Raw genomic sequence first — 20670 nt, 5'->3', positions numbered from 1 at the left:
CGAGCGGTCCCGCTCACGCTAGTGCGCACGTCGAAAAGGTGTCCAGTGGACGCTGCACCGCGGAGCGCCGTTGCCCTTGGGCACCTGCACAGCGCTTCCTGGTTCCCGTACGCCGGCCTCGTGCGCCACGCGCGACGGCGCAGACGGCCCTGACGGTCCGGGACGGGAGTGTCAGCGGGCGGCGATGACCGCGGCGTAGAGCTCGCGCTTGCTGACCCGGCTCTGCGCGGCCACGGCGGCCACCGCGTCCTTCAGACGCATCCCGCCCTCCATCAGACCGGTCACCTCCGAGACGTGGTCCTCCGGCGAGGTCGGCAGGGAGTCGGGAGCCCCGGCGACGACGACGGCGATCTCGCCCCGGATGTCCACGGCCTGCGCCCACTGCAGGAGCTCGAGGAGGGAGCCGCGGACCACCTGCTCGTGCACCTTGGTCAGTTCCCGTGCCACGGCGGCACCGCGGTCGGAGCCGAAAGCCTGCTGGAGGGAGCGCAGCATCGCCTCGAGGCGGTGTGGCGCCTCGAAGAACACCATGGTGCGGCGCTCGGCGGAGAGATCCACGAGCCGCCCAGCCCGGACGCCCGCCTTCCGCGGTAGGAATCCCTCGAAGCAGAACCTGTCGGTCGGCAGGCCCGAGAGCGCCAGCGCCGCGAGCACGGCGGAGGCCCCCGGCACGGCGGTGAGGTCCAGCCCCTCGGCAACGGCGGCCTCCACCAGGCGGTACCCGGGATCGGAGACGGACGGCATGCCGGCGTCGGTCACCATCAGCAGGGTGGCGCCGACCCTGACGAGTTCGAGGAGTTCGCCGGTGCGCTCGGCCTCGTTGTGTTCGTGGTAGCTGATGACCCTGCCCGTCACGGTCACGCCGAGGGCCTGGACGAGCCGGTGCAGGCGCCGGGTGTCCTCGGCCGCGACGACGTCCGCCGTGTGCAGCAGACCGATGAGCCGTTCGGTGGCGTCGCCCATGTTGCCGATCGGTGTGGCCGCGAGGATGATCCGCCCGCGCCCGCTGCCGTCCCCGGCCGTCCCCCGGTACGCGGTGATGGTCGGCACGGCCTCCGCGCCGTCATCAGCGGACTCGCCGGTGCCGGGGTCAGTGGGGTCGTCAGCGGCGTCGTCTGTGGGTTCGTCTGATTCGTCGACGACGGTGCCGTCGGTCGGGAGGTCGTCCTGCGCGTGAGTCACTGATCAAGCCTAGCTGCCCCCCTCCTCCCGCCCCTTCGGACGACCCTGGCGTAACGCGCCCTCGGAACGTGGCGCCGGAGGGAGCCATCCGCGTGCCAGGCACGACCAGCGGGGCGTCCGCCCGGCACCTCGGGGACCCGCCGGTAGCATGACCCGTGTGAGCCACACCGCCGTCCGTCCCCGTCGGGATCGTCCGTCCGACGGCGCGTCCTGGGTCCTCCCCGCGCGAGAGGCCTACACCCGCGAGGCCCTGATGACGAGGCTCCTCGGCGTGGCGCGGGCCATCGGTCCGCTGCACTGGATGCTGCCTCTCGCCGTCGCCCTCCTCGCGGGCGTGCTGCGCTTCGTGCGCCTCGGCGAACCGGGTTCGCTCGTGTTCGACGAGACGTACTACGTCAAGGACGCCTACTCGATGCTGCAGTCGGGCTACGAGCGCGAGTGGCCCGAGAACGCCAACGACTCCTTCAACGCCGGCACCCCGGATGTCCTCCTCGACGCGCCGAACTACGTGGTGCACCCGCCGGTCGGCAAGTGGATGATCGCCTTCGGCATGCTGCTCTTCGGCTCGGACAACGCCTTCGGCTGGCGGTTCTCCGCCGCCGCCGTCGGGACGCTCTCGGTGCTCCTGCTCGCCGTCGTCGCGCAGCGCATGTTCGGCTCCGCCCTCCTGGGGGCCGCAGCCGGCCTGCTGCTCGCGGTGGACGGGCACCACCTCGTCGAGTCGCGGACGTCCCTGCTCGACATCTTCCTCAGCTTCTGGCTCCTCGCCGCCTTCGCGGCCCTGCTGCGCGACCGCGACGACGGCCGCCGCCGGCTCGCCGCACGTCTCGCGCGGCTGGCGGAGAACGACGACGGCGTGCCGGACCGCCGGCACCTCGCCTACGGACCGTTCCTCGGCGCGCGGCCCTGGCGGCTCGTCGCCGGTGTGTGCCTCGGGCTCGCCCTCGGGACGAAGTGGTCCGCACTCCCGTTCATCGCCGCGTTCGGTCTCATGACCGTCGCCTGGGACATGAGCGCCCGCCGCATCGCGGGCGTGCACCACTGGGTCCTCGGCGGCGCCGTCAAGGACGGGCTGCCAGCGTTCGTCGCGCTCGTTCCCCTCGCCCTGGTGACGTACCTCGGGACGTGGACCGGCTGGTTCCTCTCGAGCGACGCCTACGACCGCACGTGGGCCGAGCGGAACCCGTCGGCCGAGTGGGGCTGGGTGCCCGACGCCCTGCGCTCCCTCGCCGAGTACCACCGGAGCGCCTACACCTTCCACCAGGGGCTCGGATCCGACCACCCCTACGAGGCGAGCGCGTGGTCCTGGCTCGTGGTGGGCCGCCCGACGTCCTTCTTCTACGAGACGCCCGAGGGATGCGGCACCGACTCCTGCTCCCAGGCCGTGACGGTGCTCGGTAACCCGCTCATCTGGTGGAGCGCCGCGGTGTCCCTTCTGGTCCTGCTGTTCGCCTGGCTCGGCAGGCGGGACTGGCGTGCCGCTGCCATCCTCACGGGCGTCGCCGCCGGCTACCTGCCCTGGTTCCTCTACCCCGAGCGCACCACCTTCTACTTCTACGCCGTGGCCTTCGAGCCCTACCTGATCCTCGCCCTCGTGTACTGTCTCGGTCTGATCCTCGGCGACGTCACCCGCTCCCCTGCGCGGTGGCGCCTCGTGCTCGTGGGAGCCTTCCTGGCGCTCGCCGTCGCCCTCTCGGCCTACTTCCTGCCCATCTGGACGGCCGAGATCATCCCCTACGGGGACTGGCGCTCACGCATGTGGCTGCCCAGCTGGATCTAGGGCCGCTCCCCACCGCTCCACCTCGAACCTGCCCTGCGGCGCCCGTCCTCACCGCATTCACCCGACTGTCACCGAACTGCCACGCCGGCCCTGAACTCCCACGACTGCCCGCCGACCACGAAAGCGATCTCCCCCTGTGCGCGAAGCCATCACGGACCTCCTCGTCAGCCTGCCACCCGAGTCCAACACCACGGACCTGCTCCTGCGCACCCACGCGGATGACCCAGCGCGGCCGTTGTACGCCCGCCGGTCCGGCGGTCACTGGCAGGACGTCTCCGCAGCGCAGTTCCTGCAGGAGGTGCAGGAGCTCGCCAAGGGTCTCCTCGCCCTGGGCGTCGAGCCCGGCGACGCCGTGGCCGTGATGTCGAGGACGCGCTACGAGTGGACCGTCGCGGACGTCGCCATCTGGTTCGCGGGCGCCGTCACCGTCCCCATCTACGAGACGTCCTCGGCGTACCAGGTGAGCTGGATCCTCGAGGACGCCGAACCCGCCGTCGTGTTCGTCGAGGACCAGCGGTGCGCCGATGTGGTGGCCGACGCGGCAGCGCGCGCCGGCCGGTCAGCGACGACGACGCTCGTGCGGTTCGACCCGCAGGATGCGGCGCCCGCGGGAGGCGCCGCGAACGCGGCGGATGCGGGATCACCCGCCCCGCCCGACCGATCAGGTCGGGCGGACCTGGCGTCGGTGACCGCCCGTGGAGCCAGGGTGTCCGACGAGGCGCTCGAGGCCGCGCGGTCCTCACGGGCGCTCGACGACGCCGCCTCGATCGTCTACACCTCGGGCACCACGGGCCGGCCGAAGGGCTGCGTCATCACGCACGGCAACTTCGCCCTGTTCGCGGTCAACACGCTGGAGTTCCTCCCCGAGTTCCTCAAGCAGGAGAACGCACGCACCCTGATGTTCCTCCCGCTCGCGCACGTGCTGGCCCGGGCGGTCCAGGTGGTGTGCTTCACAGGAGGCATCACCCTCGCGCACTCGAGCTCCGCCGCCCAGCTGCTCGAGGACCTCACCACCTTCCGCCCCACCTTCCTCCTGGCCGTCCCGCGCATCTTCGAGAAGATCCACGCCTCGGCCGGTCAGAAGGCGGCGGAGGCCGGCAAGGGACGCCTGTTCGGGGCGGCCGAGCGGACCGCCGTCGCCTACTCCCGGGCCGTGGATGCCCGGGGACGCGGCGGCCGCGGACCCACGCCCGCACTGCGCGCGGCACACGCCGTCTTCGAACGCCTGGTCTACCCGAAGCTCCGCGCGGTCTTCGGCGGCGACGTCCGGTACACGGTCTCCGGCGCCAGCCCGCTCAACGCCCACCTCGCACACTTCTTCCGGGGTGCGGGCATCATGATCCAGGAGGGGTACGGGCTCACGGAGAGCACGGCGCCCTGCACGGTCAACACGGTGGCACTCACCCGGGTGGGATCGGTCGGCATCCCCATGCCGGGAACGAACATCCGGCTCGACGACGACGGCGAGGTGCAGGTCCGCGGCAGTGGGATCTTCGCGGGCTACTACCGCAACGACGCCGCGACGGCCGAGGCATTCACTGCCGACGGGTACTTCCGCACGGGCGACGTCGGGTCCCTCGACGAGGACGGTTTCCTGACCATCACGGGCCGGAAGAAGGACATCCTCGTGACCGCGGGCGGCAAGAACGTGGCTCCGGGGCCGCTGGAGGAGACCCTCCGGGAGTGCCCGCTCGTGGCCCAGGCCGTGGTGGTGGGTGAGGGCCGGCCGTTCGTCGCCGCGCTCATCAGCCTCGACACCGAGGCGGTGGCTGCGTGGGCGGCGTCGCGGGGACAGGCACCCCTCAGCTCGGCGGACGCAGCGGCCCATCCCCACGTGCTCGCCGAGGTGCAACGGGCCGTCGACGCCGCCAACGCGACCGTCTCGCAGGCGGAGCAGATCCGGCGCTTCACCGTGCTGGACACCGAGTTCTCCGTCGAGTCCGGGCACCTGACGCCCACCCTCAAGCTGAAGCGGGCCGCCGTCGTCGCCGATCACGGAGAGGCCCTGGAACTGCTGTACGGCACGGCGAGGTAGCACAGCAGCCCCGCCCTGCAGGCCTCGAATCGGTGAGGCGCCGACGCCGGACCCGCGCGGCGCGGCGCCCCCGAGGTGCTCAGGAGGCGGCGAGCGCCTCGCGGGTGCGCTGCTGCATCGCTTCCTGAGCCAGCATCGAGCGCTCACGCCGGGCCTTCGTGGGCCAGGTGGTGATCAGCGTCAGGAGGGTCGCGCCCAGCACGAGCACGGCGATGGTCACGGCCGAGTCGGTCCAGAACTGCTCGGGGAAGAGCCGGATGAGCGTGTCGTCCACCCGGAAGGTCCAGGTGCCGTCCGCGAAGAACAGCGCATGAACCTGCGTGAAGAACGTCTCCCAGGCGATCACGGCGAGGACCGTCAGCGTGATGATGCCCGCGAGCGTCAGCACCGCCCCGGCGAACAGGGCCCGCCGGATGCCTCCCTTGTAGCGCCGCGCGAGGTACACGCAGGCGAGGACGGCGAGGACGAAGAGAACCAGGGCGATGAAGAAGGACAGCCCGAGGACGCCCTTCACATCCTCCATGTGCCCCACCTCGGATGCGAGGAACAGCGGCTCCCCCTCCGGCGTGCGCAGATCACCGAGATAGCGTGCCGGGGCGAAGTTGACCACGTAGTCCAGGGCGTAGGACCCGTACGTCATGCGGTCGTCGAGGGTGAACCCGAACCTGTCCGCGGGGAAGCCCGGCCGGTGGTACTCGAACCACAGGAACGACGCCGTCGCGACGGCGCGGACGGCGGCCGCCACCACGATCACGGGGAAGAACAGGGCCACCACGACCTGCAGGAACCGGGCGAGGGCGGGTTTGGCGGTTGCGGCGTGATCACGCGCGGCGGCCCGCCGCGCTGCCTCGTGGTCCGGAGGACGCACGGACAGAGCCGCGGTGTCGGTGGACGGCTCAGCCCTCCCGCGCTCTACCCCTGACGTCGACGAGTCGGGCCGGTCATCGGCGGACCCGCCGGCTGCGTGAGAAGCGCCGGCGGCTGTTGTTGCGCCGGCGGCAACTCCGGCTGCGGCGGTCGTCGCTCCGGCTGCCCCGCCCGAGGGCTTGTCGGACGTGTCGGCGTCGGAGTCAGTGGTGGTGGGGACCAGTGGTGACTCACTGCCCGGTGTCCCCGACGTCATGTCGTCCGAGGAGTGGTCGGCGGAAGCAGCGCGCTCACGCACGCGGCCGTCGGCGGTGGCGTCGTCGTCGGACCCGCCCGCAGCGAGGGTCTCGCCCACGCCGGCCTCCGAAGCGGCGGTCTCCGACACGGGGTGACTCCCCGCTCTCTGCGCGGTCTGCGCGTCCTTCACGGAATCGTCAGCGTCGCCGTCGTCGTAGCGCGAGACGTCCGGCAGGGTTCCGGCCTTCCGCATGGGCAGGTGATGGCGCTGGGGGATATCCGGGGCCGCGGTCGACGCCTCGGGTACCGGGCGCTCGGCGGACGCATCGGCGTCGAGCTGTCGCGAACCCGAGGTGCTCCCTCGGGGATTGTCGCTGTCTACCACGTCGGGTTCTCCTCAGTCCTTGCCACGGGCGTTCTACCCACCTGGTCACGACCCTACTGGGCATGCACGGGTGAGGCGTGAAGACGCCCCGGGCCGGTGACCTCAGGCCGTGATGACGGCGTCTCCCCGATCAACGACGCCGAGGTCGCCGCGGTGCCCGGCTGCGGCGGCCCGCCGCCCGAGCACGAGCGTGTAGACCCAGTAGGCCGCGAACACGAGGAACCCGATGGTCAGCCGGAGCCACGCGGGCAGGCCGCTCGGTGTCACGAACCCCTCCACCAGCCCGGAGACGAGGAGCACCAGCACGAGGCCGAGGGCCACGGTGATGAGCGCACGCCCCTCCTCCGCGAGCGCCACGACCCGCGGCCGCCGCCCCGGCGAGACCCACGCCCAGAAGATCCTCAGACCGGCCGCCGCGGCGATGAAGATCGCCGTCAGCTCCATGAATCCGTGCGGGAGGATGTAGACGAAGAAGACGTCGAGGCTGTCGTAGGAGGCCATGGTCCCCGCTGCGATGCCGATGCCCTGCGCGTTCGAGTAGAGGATGTAGACCGGCCAGATGCCCGTGACCCCGAACGCCACGGCCTGCAGCGAGATCCAGGCGTTGTTGGTCCACACCAGCCCCGCGAAGGACGCCGCCGGGTTCTCGGAGTAGTAGTTGATGAAGTCCTCCTCCACGTAGCGTCGGAGGTCCTCGTCCGTCCCCAGCGCGGAGATCACGCCGGGAGTGTTGACCACCCACACGGCGTAGAGCGCCGTCACGGTGAGGAAGAGCACTCCCACCATGACCGTCAGCCACCGGATCCGGTAGAACGCCGCCGGGAGCGAGTGCACGAAGAACAGGGCGATGTCCTCCATGACGTTGGACCGCGCCCCCGTGAAGCGCGTCCTGGCGCGGGAGAGGCGCGTCGAGAGGGCGCCGGACAGCGCGCTCTCGGGATCGACCGAGCGGATGATGGACAGGTGTGTCGAGACGCGCTGGTAGAGGACCAGCAGTTCGTCCGATTCGGCGCCGTCGAGCCGGCGGCGGCCCACGAGTTCGTCGAGCCGCTGCCAGTCGCTGCGGTGCACCGCGATGAATGCGTCCACGTCCATGCGCCCACCTTATAGTCCGGCCCGTTCCGCGTACCGCCGGCCGGGCCGGGCGCGGCGCTAGGCTGGGCGGGAGCGGCACGACGACGGCGCTTCGGCCCGTCCCGACCGCCAACCATCCGTACACCGTCCGGTCAGCATCAGGGGGAGAACATGAGCACGGTCGTCACCGGCGAGGCCGTCGTCCTCGAACTGAAGCCTGCGGGGTTCGCCGCGCGCGGGCTCAGTATCCTCATCGATCTGATCGCGCAGGTCATCGTGGCCATCCTGCTCGTGCTGCTCATCGGCAACGTCTTCGGCGGGGTGCTGGACACTGCCCTGACCGGAGCGCTGTCGCTCGTCGTCGTGGTGATGCTGATCCTCGTGATCCCGGTGACCGTCGAGACCGTGACGCGCGGCAAGTCCCTGGGGCGCCTGGTGATGGGGCTGAGGATCGTGCGCGACGACGGCGGCGCCATCCGCTTCCGGCATGCGTTCATCCGCGGGATGCTCGCCATCCTCGAGATCTACATGCTCGCCGGCTCACTGGCGTTCCTCGTCTCGCTCTTCAACGAGCGGTCGAAGCGCCTCGGCGACCTCCTCGCGGGTACCTATGCGATGCGCGAGCGCGTGGTGGCGAGGCCGAGGGCGCTCGCGACCATGCCGCCGAGGCTGCAGGGGTGGTCCGAGACGGCGGACATCGGGCGGCTCCCGGACGCTCTCGCCCGGAGGATGTCCCAGTTCCTGGCGCAGGCCCCGCGTCTCACGCCGCAGGCCCGGCAGTCGCTTGCACTGGAGCTCGCGGCCGAGGCGAGTCACCACGTGTCACCGCCCCCGCCCGGTTCCACGCACCCCGAGGAGTTCCTCCACGCCGTCGTCGCATCCCGCAGGGACCGCGACTACGCGGCCATGATGCGGCAGAGGGAACGCTCGGAGACGACGGCCCGGAGAGTGCACCGGCTCCCGTTCAGCTGAGGAGCTCTGCGCGTCAGGGCTGGTTGACCCACTCGGTCCAGGGCACGTTCCAGTCGCCGAAGCCGTCCCACACGTACATGGGCCCGTAGTCCGTGTTGAGGATCTGCACCACGTCACCCGCGCCGAACGTGTCGTAGAAGTACTTGGCGCCCTCCGGGGACATGCCGATGCAGCCGTGCGAGACGTTGAAGCTCCCGAGTGCCACCTGCGCCGCCGGCAGGGCCTCGTGGACGAAGGCCCCGCCGTTGCTGAGCCTGCTGGCGTGGTTGACCACCGTGGGCGGGTAGTACGCGGGGTCACCCGGCTCCAGCCCGATCGACTCCGCGGTGAACTGCGTGGACTCGTACTTCTCCATGACCACCATGTAGCCCTCGGTGGAGGGCCACTCCTCGGTACCGAGCGTCACGGGGAAGGTCCGGTCCAGCTTCCCGTCGAGGTACACGTTCATGGTCTTCGTCGTGTTGTCCACGACGGCGAGACGCGTGTTGTGCGTCTTCACGGTCATGGTGCGGTCGGCGTTGCCGATCATTCCGTTGCCGAAGTCCACACCGAAGAGGGCCGTGGAGACCGTGATGGTGCTGTTGGGGGCCCAGAAGGCCTCCGGTCGGTAGCGGACCTTCGTGTCCGACAACCAGTAGAAGGCGCCCTGCTGGCCACTGGTGCTCGTCACCGTGATGGCCTTCTCGACGGCGTCGCGGTTGACCACGGGCTCGCTGAAGGTGAACTCGAGGGGCTGGCCCGTGCCCACGGTGGCGCCGTCGAGCGGGAACATCGCCGCATCCGCCTCATTGGCGGGTTCCACGGTGCTGAAGCGCGAGGTGGCTTCCTGCCGCTCGCCGCGGGAGTCGAGCACGATGTAGGTGAGTTCGTAGTCGGTGTCGAAGGCGAGGCGCTCCGAGGCCGTCCAGCTCGCACCGTCCTCCGAGAGCGCGCCGGCCACGGGCGTGCCGCCCGCGCGCGGCGCCAGTTCGACGGTCTCGAGGGTGCCCCCGGTGACGGCGATCGAGGCCAGGGTGGCCGGGTTCACCGCGAAGGCCTCGTCGGTGGGTGTGAGACCCACGGTGAACGGCTCGGCGGACGCCTCCGGGGCGTCCGGCGTCGGCTCCTCGGAGGGGGCCGTGCCGGGCGTCGTCGCGGTCGGCCCCGCACTCTCCGTCGAGGTGGGCCCGGCCGAGAGGACATCCCAGGGTGACGCCGTCGCGATCCCCACGCCGCCGCCGATCACGACGACGGCGGCCGCCGCGATGGCCACGACAGTCCACCCCTTGCGGCGTGCCGCGGTTCCGCTCGACTCCTGCTTCATGCGCATGTTCGCCCCTAGGTTCAGCTGATCCCCAGCGACTTTACGCGAGGAAGGGGTGCAGGAGCGTCGGCAGGTCACCGTGTGTTCACAACGATTGGGCTACTGCGAGAACTGCGGGAGCCCCGCGCGCGGTGCTGTCACGCGGTGGCTCCCTCTCCGACCTAAATCAGTAGCGGTACTGCTCGGGCTTGTACGGCCCGGCGACGTCGAGGTCGAGGTACTCGGCCTGGCCCTTGGTGAGCTCCGTGAGCTCCACGCCGAGCGCGTCGAGGTGCAGGCGCGCCACCTTCTCGTCGAGGATCTTCGGCAGCACGTACACCTCGTTCTCGTACTCGCGGTTGCCCTCGGCGTCGTCCTGCTCGAACTTGGTGTACAGCTCGATCTGCGCGATCGTCTGGTTCGCGAACGAGTTGCTCATGACGAAGGAGGGGTGGCCGGTCGCGTTGCCGAGGTTCAGCAGGCGCCCCTCGGACAGCATGATGATCGAGTGCTGCTCCACACCCTCGGCCTCGTTCGCGGGGATGACCCACTCGTGGACCTGAGGCTTGATCTCGATCTTCTCGACGCCGGGGATGCGCGCGAGCCCGGCGATGTCGATCTCGTTGTCGAAGTGGCCGATGTTCCCGACGATCGCCTGGTGCTTCATGCCGGCCATGTGGTGCGCCATGATGACGTCCTTGTTGCCGGTGGTCGTGATGAAGATGTCGCCCTGGGCGAGGACGTTCTCGAGGGTCGTGACCTGGTAGCCGTCCATGGCTGCCTGCAGGGCGCAGATCGGGTCGATCTCCGTGACGATCACGCGGGCGCCCTGCCCGCGCATCGCCTCGGCGGCCCCCTTGCCGACGTCGCCGTAGCCGCAGACGACGGCGACCTTGCCGCCGATCAGGACATCCGTGGCGCGGTTGAGGCCGTCGGGCAGCGAGTGCCGGATGCCGTACTTGTTGTCGAACTTGGACTTCGTGACGGAGTCGTTCACGTTGATGGCGGGGAAGAGCAGCTTGCCCTGCGCCGCGAGCTGGTACAGGCGGTGGACGCCCGTGGTGGTCTCCTCCGTGACGCCCTTGATCCCTGCGGCGATCGTGGTCCACTTCTGGGGCTCGGACTCGAGGGTCGCGCGGACGGTGTCGAGGAAGACCGTGTACTCGTGCGAGTAGTCCGCGTCACCCTCCTGGGGGTTCGTCGGAACCGCCCCGAGTGCCTCGAACTCGGCACCCTTGTGCACGAGCATCGTGGCGTCCCCGCCGTCGTCGAGGATCATGTTGGGGCCGAGACCCTGGGCCTGGCCGGGCCACGTGAGGATCTGCGTGGCGGTCCACCAGTAGTCCTCGAGCGTCTCGTTCTTCCACGCGAACACGGGGACGCCCGCGGGCTCCTCGACCGTGCCCGTGCCGACCACCACGGCCGCGGCGGCTTCGTCCTGGGTCGAGAAGATGTTGCAGGACGCCCACCGCACCTCGGCTCCGAGGGCCGTCAGCGTCTCGATGAGCACGGCGGTCTGCACCGTCATGTGCAGCGAACCGGCGATGCGCGCTCCGGCGAGCGGCTGCGCGTCGGCGTACTCGCGGCGGAGGGACATCAGGCCCGGCATCTCGTGCTCCGCGAGCCGGATCTGGTGTCGGCCCGCCTCGGCGAGGGAGAGATCGGCAACTTTGTAGTCGAACGTCATGGTCAGCTGATCCTTGGTGTCGGGGTGGGAGGTGATGCTCGTGCCTCGGGTGGTGCCGGTCCGGTCAGGACGTCGGACGGGCACCCTCGAGGAGTTCGGTGCGGAGGAGCACGGGGATGCCCTCGTCGAGGGTGTAGGTCAAGGGTGTGCCGTCGGGGCCGTCGGCCCGGGAGGTGAGAATGTCACCGTTCTCGATCAGGGGCGACCCCGTGACCGGGCAGCGGAGGACGTCGAGCAGACGTGCTGGGAGGTGGGCCATGAGTCAGCTTCCGGTCGGGTGGCGGCGGCGTTGGTGCGGTCGATTCTATCGCGGAGGATACGCGGCCCGTGGCCCCGGGGGTCAGGTAACGCGGGCGTCAGGTATCGCGCAGGATGCGCAGATGCCCGCGCCGCGGACCGGTGACGCCCGCAGGTGGTTCCATGGGCGCCCGGACGCCCCGCTGACCCTGGGCCGGCTGCTCGACGGCGGGCTCCGCTGCTGCTTCGCGGACGGCGTCGGCGAGGGCGAGGAGATCGTCGGAGTTGTGCTCGGGTGGCGCGTCGGGAAGGGCGAGGCGGAGGACCTCCCACCCCCGCGGTACGGTCAGGCGATCCGCGTGGATGGTGCAGAGGTCGTAGGTGTGCGGCTCCGCGTACGTGGCGAGCGGGCCGAGGACGGCGGTCGAGTCCCCGTACACATAGGTGAGCGTCGCCACCGCCGGCCGCTGGCAGGCAGATCTGGAGCATTGACGGAGGGATCCCACGAGTAGAAAGCCTACCGGTCCGGCTTCCTACCCTCCGTCAGGCAGGACCGGACGAGGAGTCACCGGTGATCGTGGCGACATCGGGCGTGCGGCTCGAGAGGTCCAAGGCTTAGAGTCGATGCATGCAGGATGGCAGCACCTTCTCGATCGAGCTCGACGACCCCGCGTCGGACGGCTCACGCCCCACGCGGTCGTTCTACGAGCGACGCCGTAATCGGCGCGGGCGCGGCATGCGGGGAGAACTGCTGCCACAGCACCTTCCCGGCTCCCGCTCGCGGTCCGAGCAGTTCGACGACTGGGTGATGGAATCGGCCCAGCGGCTCGAACGCCTGTGGGGCGAACGGATCCAGGACGTGCAGATCATGGTGCAGGAGATCCCGGACGGCCTCGAGGACATGACGGCGGACACGCTGCGCGGGCTCCTGGGTTCCTGCTCCCCCGCCACGCCGGGCCGCCCTGCGACCATAACCGTGTACCGGCACCCAGTCCTCATGGCAGCGCGCAACGCGGTACCCGTCAACGAACTGGTGCACGACGTCGTCGTGGAGCAGACCGCGGAACTCATGGGGCTGGCACCCGAGGCCGTCGATCCCGCCTACGGTCGCTCGCAGGCGTGACTCACCACTCCTGATCCTGCGCAGCGGACGGGATCCAGAGCGGCCCAGTCCTGACGCCTGCGGGTGTCAGCGCACGAGCGCTCGGGCCCTGCGAGAGTCCGGGGTCAGAAGCCGAGGTCGATCGGGATGCTCTGGGGACCCGTGACCGCCGGCGGCACCGTGGTGACAGAGACCCCCGCCGTGTTCCCGGGGAGCGTGAGGACCTGTGCGCCGTACGCCGGATCGCCCGTGGCGTCGATCAGGACACCCACGGGTTCGGCCCCGAGGGCCTGCCGTGGCACCGAGACACTCGTGCCTCCGGCGATACCGATCACGACGGGCGCGCCGAGCGTCCCGTCTGCTGCGACGGGGGTCAGCGTCAATTCCGCCCTCCCCGTCGGCACCCCGAGGACGAGGGCTGCGTCCGCCCCCTCCGCCAGGGCCACCGCGTGATCGCTCCCGAGCCTGCTCGCGGAGGGCACGCCGCCGAGATCCACGGGCTGGCCGACGTCGATCCCGCGGGTCACCCTCGCCGACGCGACGACGGACACGTCGGAGGTGACCGCGACCGTGTAGCTGCCCTCCGGCAGCGCGTCCAGCGCGACGGCGGTGACCGAACCGGCGGCGGCGGACACCACTCCCCCGCCCGGCAGCTCCATCTCGCCGTCACGGCCGTACACCTTGATGTCGAGCACCGCGTCCGTGGAACCCGGGACGAGCACCTGGAGTTGAGGCGTCACGGCCGCATATCCCTCCTGCTCGCGGATGCGACGCGCGTCCGCCGCGCTCTGCACGACGACGCCGGGCACCACCTGCGTGGTGCCTGCGGGAGCGCTCGGCGAGAGCAGGTCCACCCCGCCCGGCGTGAGACCGCGGAGCACGCTCTGCTGGATCACGGCCGAGACCCGACCGCCGTCGCTGCGGACCCGCACGGCCACGAGCTCCTGCGGACCCGTGAGCCCGGCGAGCACGAGCTGCCGTGTGCCGCCCGGTGCCACGAGCAGTCCGCGGGAGCCGGCCGCGTCGATCGGCCCGCCCGGCCCGTAGAGCTCGAGGGCCATGGTGGCGGGTGTGCCGGTGGGATTGGTCAGCGTGAGGATGGCGGACTGGCCGACGGTCGTCGACGCACCGACGAGCCAGAGGTCGCTGGACGGGAGCTGGCAGCTCGTCGCGGCGAGGCCGCGCAGATCACCCTCGCCGGCCGTGTACGTGCTGGTGGCGGCAGCCGGTGGCGTCAGGCCCCCGAGAGGCTGCGCGCGGAACACCGTGGGGGCATCGACGGCCACGGCGCGGGCCACGGCCCCGATCCTCGTGGTCAATCCGGTGTCCGTACTGCTGGCCGGCGCGTCCAGCCCGATCCCTGACTCTTCGCTGAACTCCCTGAGTTGTGCGAGTGGGGCCCCGCCGCCGAGCGGCAGGAGACCGCTGCCGGGTACCGTCGCGCTGAGATCGCTGAGGACCATCGCCGAGACGTTAGTCCGCGCCGACGGTGACGCCGTGCTGAACTCCGGGTCCTCGCCCTCCACGGCGGGCTCGAACAGGCGCGGAGGCCCGGGGCAGACGGCGGTGTAGTCGCCCGCGGGTACCACCGCGACGGGCACGGCGACCTCGGTGTCCGCCGCGGTGGACCAGGTATCGGTGACCGCGCCGGAGGCGACGGCGGCCGTGGCACCGAGGAGCAGGACACCGGTTGCAGCGCCGACGACGGTGCGCAGCCGGGACGTGCCCCCGACCCCCGTTCCGCCGGCGCGGTCGCGCGCGACGGCACGGGCCGCGACGGCGGCATCCTGCGCCGGGGCATGGGCCGATCCGTCGGGAGGGGTTGCAGCCTCCGGTGACTCGGAGACCTGCACCGGCTCAATGGCCTGTGCCGGCTCGTGAAGCTCGTTCTCCTGTTCCGAGGCCGTCGGCTCAACGGGGTCGGTCGGCTCTGTGAGCTCGTGCTGCTGTGCCGACTCGGTCGACCCGGTCACCTCTGCGCGCTCGGTCGACTCGCTGGGCTCCTTCACCTCGGCCGTGGCCTGCGCTTCGTCCGGTCTGTTCTTCCGTCTCCACCTCATCAGGGGTGTCCTCCGCTTCCAACCGGTTGCTCGCGGTGAGGCCCCGATGCGGCGTCACCGTCGATGGGCACGTCAGGCTCCGACCGACGCGCGGGCTGCGCGCGCTGATGCCTACGCTGCGCGGTTGCGCCGGCTGGTCCCGGCGCGCCCCCGTGTGCTGCTCCAGCACGCGCTGTTCGCGGGCGCACAGCCGGTCGACGCGCAGGGATGGGGATGGCGAGAAGGGCGGTCAGCGCGAGGACGGCGATCTGCACGGCTTCGACCCAGGGCTGGTACGGGCTGAGGTAGCTCACGCGCACGGTACCCGCGTCGGGAGGGAGCACGAACGCCTGCTGCCAACCGTCGGGCACCGGCTCGAGCCGCTCGCCGTCGAGCGTCGCCTGCCAGCCCTCGTCCGCCGTCTCGGCGAGCACGAGCATCCGGCCCTCCGCACCTGCGGGAACCGTCCCCTTGGCCGAGACGTCCTGCGAGGGGATCACCGACACGGTGGCGCCGTCGGCGTCGGTCACGCGGACCCTCGCCGTCCGCGACCCGGCGTCCTCCGTGCCGTCGTCGAGCGTGGCAGGGACCACGCGCCAGAGGCGGCCGGAATCGGTGTCGCCCACCGAGGTGAGGCCGGGGACGGAGTCGATGCGCGCACTGAGGAGTTCACCCGCGGCCTCCGACTGGCGGAGGACCACGAATCCGACGCCGAGATCGCGCAGTTCGGTGCGCGGGTCCGCTCCGGTGGCACCGACGATCACGGCGACGGTGCTCCGCAGGATCCGCGACGCCTCGTCGTCCGCGCGGACACCCGCCGGGCTCGAGGCGTCGACCTGGCGCGCTGCATAGAGCGGATTCAGGGCGTCGAGCGTGGTGCCGGAACCGCGCATGAGTGAAGCTTCGACGTCGTCCTCGTCGTCGACCGTGATGACGAGGGTCCGCGTCTGCTCCGGTCCGGTCCCGCGGTCCGACGCCGTCGCGGGCAGCGGCCGCTCGGCGACGGGCCGCAGCGCGACGTCCGTCCCCAGGTCCGTGGTGGACGGCGCGGCCGTCGGCGGTGCATCGGTGGCGGTCGCGCCGGGCAGCAGCACGGGCTCCGCGATCACGGAGGTCGACTCGGTGACCTGCGGAACGACCCACAGCCCGAGGCTGAGCACGGGACCGGCCAGCAGGACGGCGCCGCCGGCCACGGTCAGGCCGCGACGCACCCGCGTGGCTGGAGCGCGCACCACCGGCATACCCGACAGCGCGGCAGCGAGGAGCCCGAGGGTGGCCACGGAGACGAAGGGCCCCGGGAACACGCCGAGGAGCTGGGTGGAGCCGACCGACACCGGCACGAGCGGCACCACGACGGCGAGGGCCAGGGCCGCGACGGTCAGCAGCCAGAAGGCGCGGACCGCCACCGATGCCGCTCCCCGGCGGAACAGGGCCGCGGCGGCGAGCACCACCACCGGACCGCCGATCAGCAGGGCCGCGGCGAGGGACCACGGCCCGGCACCCAGGAAGGCGAGTGCTACGGGAGGCAGGAAGGAATCGAACGCCACCGGGAACCCGAGGAGCTGCTGCCACGGAGCGGCGGTCGCGAAGGCGACGGGCAGTCCGTTCTCGCCCAGCAGGCCGCGCGGCGCGTCGAGCGCGGACAGGACGAAGGGCAGGTGCAGGGCGACGACGGGCAGGAGAGCCCACCACAGCGGCCTCGCCCGGCGCCCGCCGATCAGTACGGCGACCACCAGAACCGCGACCACGAACGAGAGGAGTGCGGGCACCGACGCCGTCACGAGTGCGAGGACCAGCCCGCCGGCGGCGGCAGCGGTCCAGCTGCGCGTGCCGGCAACCCCGGGGGCCGCCACGCCGTCGGGCAGCGGTCGGGCAGAGCGGGCTCCGCCCACGGCGCGCACCACCGCCAGGAGGGCGAGCGGCAGGAGGACGTGCGCCACGAGGGCGCCGAGCCGGCCGCTGCCGAGCGCCACCTGCAGCACCGGAGCGGCGCCCCAGGCGAGTGCCGCCCAGAGCCGCAGCCCGCGTGAGTCCGTCAGGGCTCCTGCTCCGAACCAGGCGCTGAGTCCGGCGATCGGCAGGGCGCAGACCACCAGCGCGACGACGGCGGTGTTCGCCGAGCCGAGCCCGAGGACGGAGAGGATCCAGAGCACGAAGGCGAACGGGGACCCGTGGGCGGCGAACCCGGTACCGAGGGTCGTCCACCAGGCCGTCGCGCTCTCCCAGACGGCCCGAGGGGTCTCGGCCACCGGCAGCAGTGCGCCCCCGGTCAGCGCGGAGGCGCCGACGAGTCCGTGCAGCGCGGTCAGGGCGGCAGCGAGGAGCACCACGACGGCGACCACCGCGCCGCCCCCGACCCAGAGACGCGCAGGCCCGGTCAGGGCCGCGAAGTCGTCGTTGCTGTCACCCGCGGGGATGTATTCCTCGGTGCTCCCGGTGGTCCGATCGGCCCGGTCCCGGACCGATCCTCGGGAGGTGAAGGCGTCGACGACGGAGCGGCGGTGCGCCCAGACCTCGCGGCGTGAGGTGACGAGAGGCCGCACGATGGATCGCGGCCGCCTGCGGCTGCGCGCCGCGGACCGGCGGGACCGCCACAGCCGGAAGGGTCGCAATACCCCGGCCAGGCTGCCGAGCAGTTGTCCGGTGCCGTGGGCCGGATCCTTCGCGAGGAGACCGAGCAGGAGACGCGCGACTCCGCCGAGCACGGCGCCGACGGCGAGGAAGGGCACGGCGACGGCCGGTGCGTGCGTGAGCCGGAGACGGACCTCGGCGGTTCGTGCGGAGCGGGCGGAGGCGAGGGGATGGGGCCTGGCGGAGGCGTGCCGCAGAATTGCTCCGGGCACCACCACCACGCGGTGACCCGCGAGCCGGTTGCGCCAGCAGAGATCGACGTCGTCGCCCACGCCCGGGAAGGCGGGGTCGAACCCGCCGAGCTCGTCCCACGCGTCCCGCCGGACCAGCATGCCGGCGGAGTTCACGGCGAAGACATCGCTCCGGGCGTCGTACTGGCCCTGGTCGTGCTCGTCGACGTCGATGAGTGTGAGGCGCTCCGCCCAGCGGCTGATGGACAACCCCACATCCACGAGTTCACGCGGGTTGTCCCACGCCACCTGCTTCGCTCCGGCGATGGTCACCGAGGGGGCGCGTTCGACGGCGAGGAGGAGCTCGGCGAGGGCCTCGGGCTCGGGAGCGGAATCGTCGTGCAGGAGCCACAGCCACTCATGCGCACGGTTGTCCGCCCCGTCACGGCGGGCGGGGATCTCGGCGACGGCCGTGCGGACGGCGGCACCGAACCCGGAGCGGGCGGGCGCACCGACCACGGGGCTGCCGGTGGGCAGATGGAGCTGCAGGATCGACGCGGATGCGTCGGTGGAGCCGGTGTCGACGCCGACGACGAAATCAGCCGGCCGGATCTGGCGATCAAGCGCCTCCAGGGTGTCCGGGAGGAACTCCGCGCCGTTGTGGGCTACGACAACGGCGGTGACGCGGGGGTGGACCTGAATCAGACCGCTCGCTTCCGCAACCTGCGCCGCTCACGTTCGGACAGTCCTCCCCAGATGCCGAAGCGCTCGTCGTTCTCCAGCGCGTACTCGAGGCACTCGGATTTCACCATGCAGGACCCGCAGACCTTCTTGGCATCCCGCGTGGACCCGCCCTTCTCGGGGAAGAAGGCCTCGGGGTCGGTCTGGGCACACAGGGCGTCGGCCTGCCAGGAGAGTTCGCCGTCGTCGTCGATGGTGCCCGGGACGAGGGGTTCGCTGATCCAGGAGGGCTGCACAGCGGGCGCCGACTGCGGACGGAGATCGAGCGGGGCATCCGGGACCAGGGTGATGCCGGGGTCCGCGAACGGAAGGACGAGGAGACTGCTCGGAGCCTCCGTGACCTCGGGGAGGCCGGCAAGTGCTTCGTGGGCGGTGAGGAACGCCGTGGCCTGGTCGTCGAGCGAGGACGGTCCGCCCTCGCGGTACCGCTCCCCGGCGAGGGGGTCGGCGGGGTCGAGGAACCAGTCGGCGGGAACGCCCCTGGATCCGTAGCGAGCAGAGGCCTGCGCTGCAATTTCTGGTCGTTCTTCGTGGCGCTCTGCGTGCCCCATGGTGTGCCTTCCCGGTCCTACCGTTCCAACATCAGCGTGGGCGACCCTCGCGCCCCGCTGCTGGAACGAATCCGATGACTAATTACACGGGTGTAAGTACGAAGCGTCAAGCCGCGGCCGGAATCTTATAGAGTCGGAATCGCGCGACTCCGGGCGCCACGCCGGAGGCACTACCTGTTCTGCTCGGCGCGTCGGAGCCGGTGCGCTGAGTGCGCCGTCCCCCGCGGAGAGACCCCGCACATGCCCTCCACCGACGGCGACCTCCCAGGAGTCCTGATGCCCCGCACCCCCTCCGACCTGCTGGCCCGCATGCGGTCGGTGCACTCCGCCTCCCCCCGTCTGGTCTGGCACGGAGCAGACGGGCGGATCGAGCTCTCGGGCCGCGTGTTCGACAACTGGGTGGCGAAAACCTCCAACCTCCTCGTCGAGGAGCTCGATGCCGTTCCGGGCACCGCCGTCGAGCTCGACCTGCCACCGCACTGGAAGTCCCTCGCCCTGGCGTTCGCCTGCTGGCAGGTGGGCTGCACCGTCGTCCTGCCCGGTGCAGCCGGCGGAGCGGACGGCGGAGCAGACGGCGGAGCGACGACGACGCAGCCGAACCTCACGGACCTGCCTGACATCCTCGTCACGTCCCGGGAGGTCCCGCCGGTGGATCCCCCGCGACTCCTCCTCTGTGTTGCTCTGGGCTCCCTCGCCTTCAAGTGGGACGGAACCCTGCCACGCGGTGCCGTGGACTACGCCGAAGAGGTCCGCGCGCAGGGCGACGTGTTCCTCGGCGACGGCGACCTCGGACCCGACAGTGGAACCGGACCCGACATCAGGATCCACGCATCGGCATCCGGCGGCGCCGAGCAACTGACGGCCGACGCCCTCGGAGCGCTGCTCGCACCGCCGTCATCCCTCGGAGCAGCCGGGGCCACACCGGATGCTCCGGATGCTCCGACGACGCTCCTGGCTGAGCCGGGAACGTCACTCCTGCACGCGCTCGCAGCAGCCGTCGCCACCTGGGAGCAGGACGGGACACTCGTGCTCGTCGAGGAGGGCGTCGAGGTCTCCGACAGCATGCTCCGCGGCGAGCGGATCACTGGGATGCTGAGGCCCGCCTGACGGGCTGGGGCGCGGCGGTCTCGGCGTGCGCGTCCGCCGCGGCCGGCGAGGCGGGATCGGCCGGTGTTGCGGAGGTCTTCCCACCGGAGGGCTGGGCAGCGTGCGGGTGCAGGATCTCCTGGTCGTGGCTGAACTCGGGCTCCTGGTCCAGCTCCACGTTGAACACCCAGAAGCGGTAGGCCAGGAAGCGGACGGCCGTGGCGAGCACGGTCCCGAAGATGCCGACGAGGAAGATGGTGCTCGGCTCGACGACGCCGAAGCCGTACTTGGCGACCGCCACGCAGCCGGCGGCGATCCCCATGCCGATCACGTTGATGAAGATGAACATCAGCAGCTCGCGGACGGCGTTGGGCTGGCGACGACGGCGGAAGGTCCAGTACCGGTTGGCCACCCACGCGAAGATCGTCGCGACGCCGGCGGACACGAAGCGCGCCTTGACCTCGCTGCCGCTCATGGGCCCGTGGATCAGGTACCAGTACAGACCGTTGTCGATGACGAAAGCCACACCGCCGACGGCGCCGAACTTCGCGAGCTCGCGCCAGAACAGCGAGGCGAGGCCCCTGATCCGATCCATGAGTGCTGCCACTGACT

General features: G+C 71.3%; 16 protein-coding genes. 5 read left to right on the top strand and 11 right to left on the bottom strand.

Annotated elements, in window-relative coordinates; translation table 11 throughout:
• Positions 1-171: 171 nt before the first annotated feature.
• Complete coding sequence (rsmI, locus tag AC4D16_RS10880; RefSeq protein ID WP_490955191.1) at positions 172-1041, bottom strand: 16S rRNA (cytidine(1402)-2'-O)-methyltransferase; 870 nt, start codon at positions 1039-1041, stop codon at positions 172-174.
• A gap of 289 nt (positions 1042-1330) precedes the next feature.
• On the opposite strand from rsmI, the gene AC4D16_RS10875 reads away from it, so the two are divergent.
• Both AC4D16_RS10875 and AC4D16_RS10870 read left to right on the top strand, forming a co-directional pair.
• A complete protein-coding gene (locus AC4D16_RS10875; protein ID WP_490955000.1) occupies positions 1331-2962 on the top strand; it encodes a dolichyl-phosphate-mannose--protein mannosyltransferase in 1632 nt (543 codons plus the stop codon).
• 136 nt (positions 2963-3098) lie between these two features.
• Positions 3099-4997: an AMP-dependent synthetase/ligase gene (locus tag AC4D16_RS10870; RefSeq protein WP_490954999.1), complete on the top strand. Its 1899-nt coding sequence runs from the start codon at positions 3099-3101 to the stop codon at positions 4995-4997.
• Positions 4998-5076: 79 nt separating this feature from the next.
• Here AC4D16_RS10870 and AC4D16_RS10865 read toward each other — a convergent pair whose 3' ends face one another.
• Positions 5077-6486: a TIGR01906 family membrane protein gene (locus AC4D16_RS10865; protein ID WP_490954998.1), complete on the bottom strand. Its 1410-nt coding sequence runs from the start codon at positions 6484-6486 to the stop codon at positions 5077-5079.
• 102 nt (positions 6487-6588) lie between these two features.
• The gene (locus AC4D16_RS10860) at positions 6589-7581 is read right to left on the bottom strand and encodes a stage II sporulation protein M (protein WP_490954997.1); all 993 of its coding nucleotides are present in this window, start codon (positions 7579-7581) and stop codon (positions 6589-6591) included.
• Between the two features lie 150 nt (positions 7582-7731).
• Between AC4D16_RS10860 and AC4D16_RS10855 the strand changes: the two genes are divergently transcribed.
• Positions 7732-8532 carry an RDD family protein gene (locus tag AC4D16_RS10855; RefSeq protein WP_490954996.1) on the top strand — a complete coding sequence of 267 codons (801 nt, stop codon included), beginning with the start codon at positions 7732-7734 and terminating at the stop codon, positions 8530-8532.
• 13 nt (positions 8533-8545) lie between these two features.
• On the opposite strand, the gene AC4D16_RS10850 is transcribed toward AC4D16_RS10855, so the two are convergent.
• From AC4D16_RS10850 to AC4D16_RS10835, 4 genes are all read right to left on the bottom strand, one after another.
• Positions 8546-9841, bottom strand: coding sequence for a L,D-transpeptidase (locus AC4D16_RS10850; RefSeq protein WP_490954995.1), 1296 nt, complete (start codon positions 9839-9841; stop codon positions 8546-8548).
• A 160-nt stretch (positions 9842-10001) separates the two neighbouring features.
• Positions 10002-11501 (bottom strand): adenosylhomocysteinase, encoded by a 1500-nt coding sequence (gene ahcY / locus AC4D16_RS10845; protein ID WP_490954994.1) that lies wholly within the window; start codon positions 11499-11501, stop codon positions 10002-10004.
• Positions 11502-11565: 64 nt separating this feature from the next.
• A complete protein-coding gene (locus tag AC4D16_RS10840; RefSeq protein ID WP_490950228.1) occupies positions 11566-11760 on the bottom strand; it encodes a Trm112 family protein in 195 nt (64 codons plus the stop codon).
• 97 nt (positions 11761-11857) lie between these two features.
• Positions 11858-12244 (bottom strand): DUF3499 domain-containing protein, encoded by a 387-nt coding sequence (locus tag AC4D16_RS10835; protein WP_490954993.1) that lies wholly within the window; start codon positions 12242-12244, stop codon positions 11858-11860.
• A 122-nt stretch (positions 12245-12366) separates the two neighbouring features.
• Between AC4D16_RS10835 and AC4D16_RS10830 the strand changes: the two genes are divergently transcribed.
• Positions 12367-12861, top strand: coding sequence for a metallopeptidase family protein (locus tag AC4D16_RS10830; protein WP_490950230.1), 495 nt, complete (start codon positions 12367-12369; stop codon positions 12859-12861).
• Positions 12862-12965: 104 nt separating this feature from the next.
• On the opposite strand, the gene AC4D16_RS10825 is transcribed toward AC4D16_RS10830, so the two are convergent.
• From AC4D16_RS10825 to AC4D16_RS10815, 3 genes are all read right to left on the bottom strand, one after another.
• Positions 12966-14900 carry a DUF5719 family protein gene (locus AC4D16_RS10825; RefSeq protein WP_490954992.1) on the bottom strand — a complete coding sequence of 645 codons (1935 nt, stop codon included), beginning with the start codon at positions 14898-14900 and terminating at the stop codon, positions 12966-12968.
• The gene (locus tag AC4D16_RS10820) at positions 14900-18313 is read right to left on the bottom strand and encodes a glycosyltransferase (protein WP_490955190.1); all 3414 of its coding nucleotides are present in this window, start codon (positions 18311-18313) and stop codon (positions 14900-14902) included. Before AC4D16_RS10820 ends, AC4D16_RS10825 begins: the two co-directional genes overlap by 1 nt.
• 68 nt (positions 18314-18381) lie before the next feature.
• Positions 18382-18972, bottom strand: a complete 591-nt coding sequence (locus tag AC4D16_RS10815) for a WhiB family transcriptional regulator (RefSeq protein ID WP_490954991.1) — start codon at positions 18970-18972, stop codon at positions 18382-18384.
• Positions 18973-19248: 276 nt separating this feature from the next.
• Here AC4D16_RS10815 and AC4D16_RS10810 point away from each other — a divergent pair, with 276 nt between their 5' ends.
• A complete protein-coding gene (locus tag AC4D16_RS10810) occupies positions 19249-20079 on the top strand; it encodes a TIGR03089 family protein (protein WP_490954990.1) in 831 nt (276 codons plus the stop codon).
• On the opposite strand, the gene AC4D16_RS10805 is transcribed toward AC4D16_RS10810, so the two are convergent.
• Positions 20054-20653, bottom strand: coding sequence for a GtrA family protein (locus tag AC4D16_RS10805; RefSeq protein ID WP_490950644.1), 600 nt, complete (start codon positions 20651-20653; stop codon positions 20054-20056). The two genes, AC4D16_RS10810 and AC4D16_RS10805, sit on opposite strands and share 26 nt — an antisense overlap.
• Positions 20654-20670: the final 17 nt, after the last annotated feature.

The organism is Arthrobacter sp. TJ-236 (genome assembly GCF_058269235.1).
The sequence above is the reverse complement of the archived record's forward strand: the minus strand, read 5'-3'. Positions and strand labels throughout refer to the sequence as shown.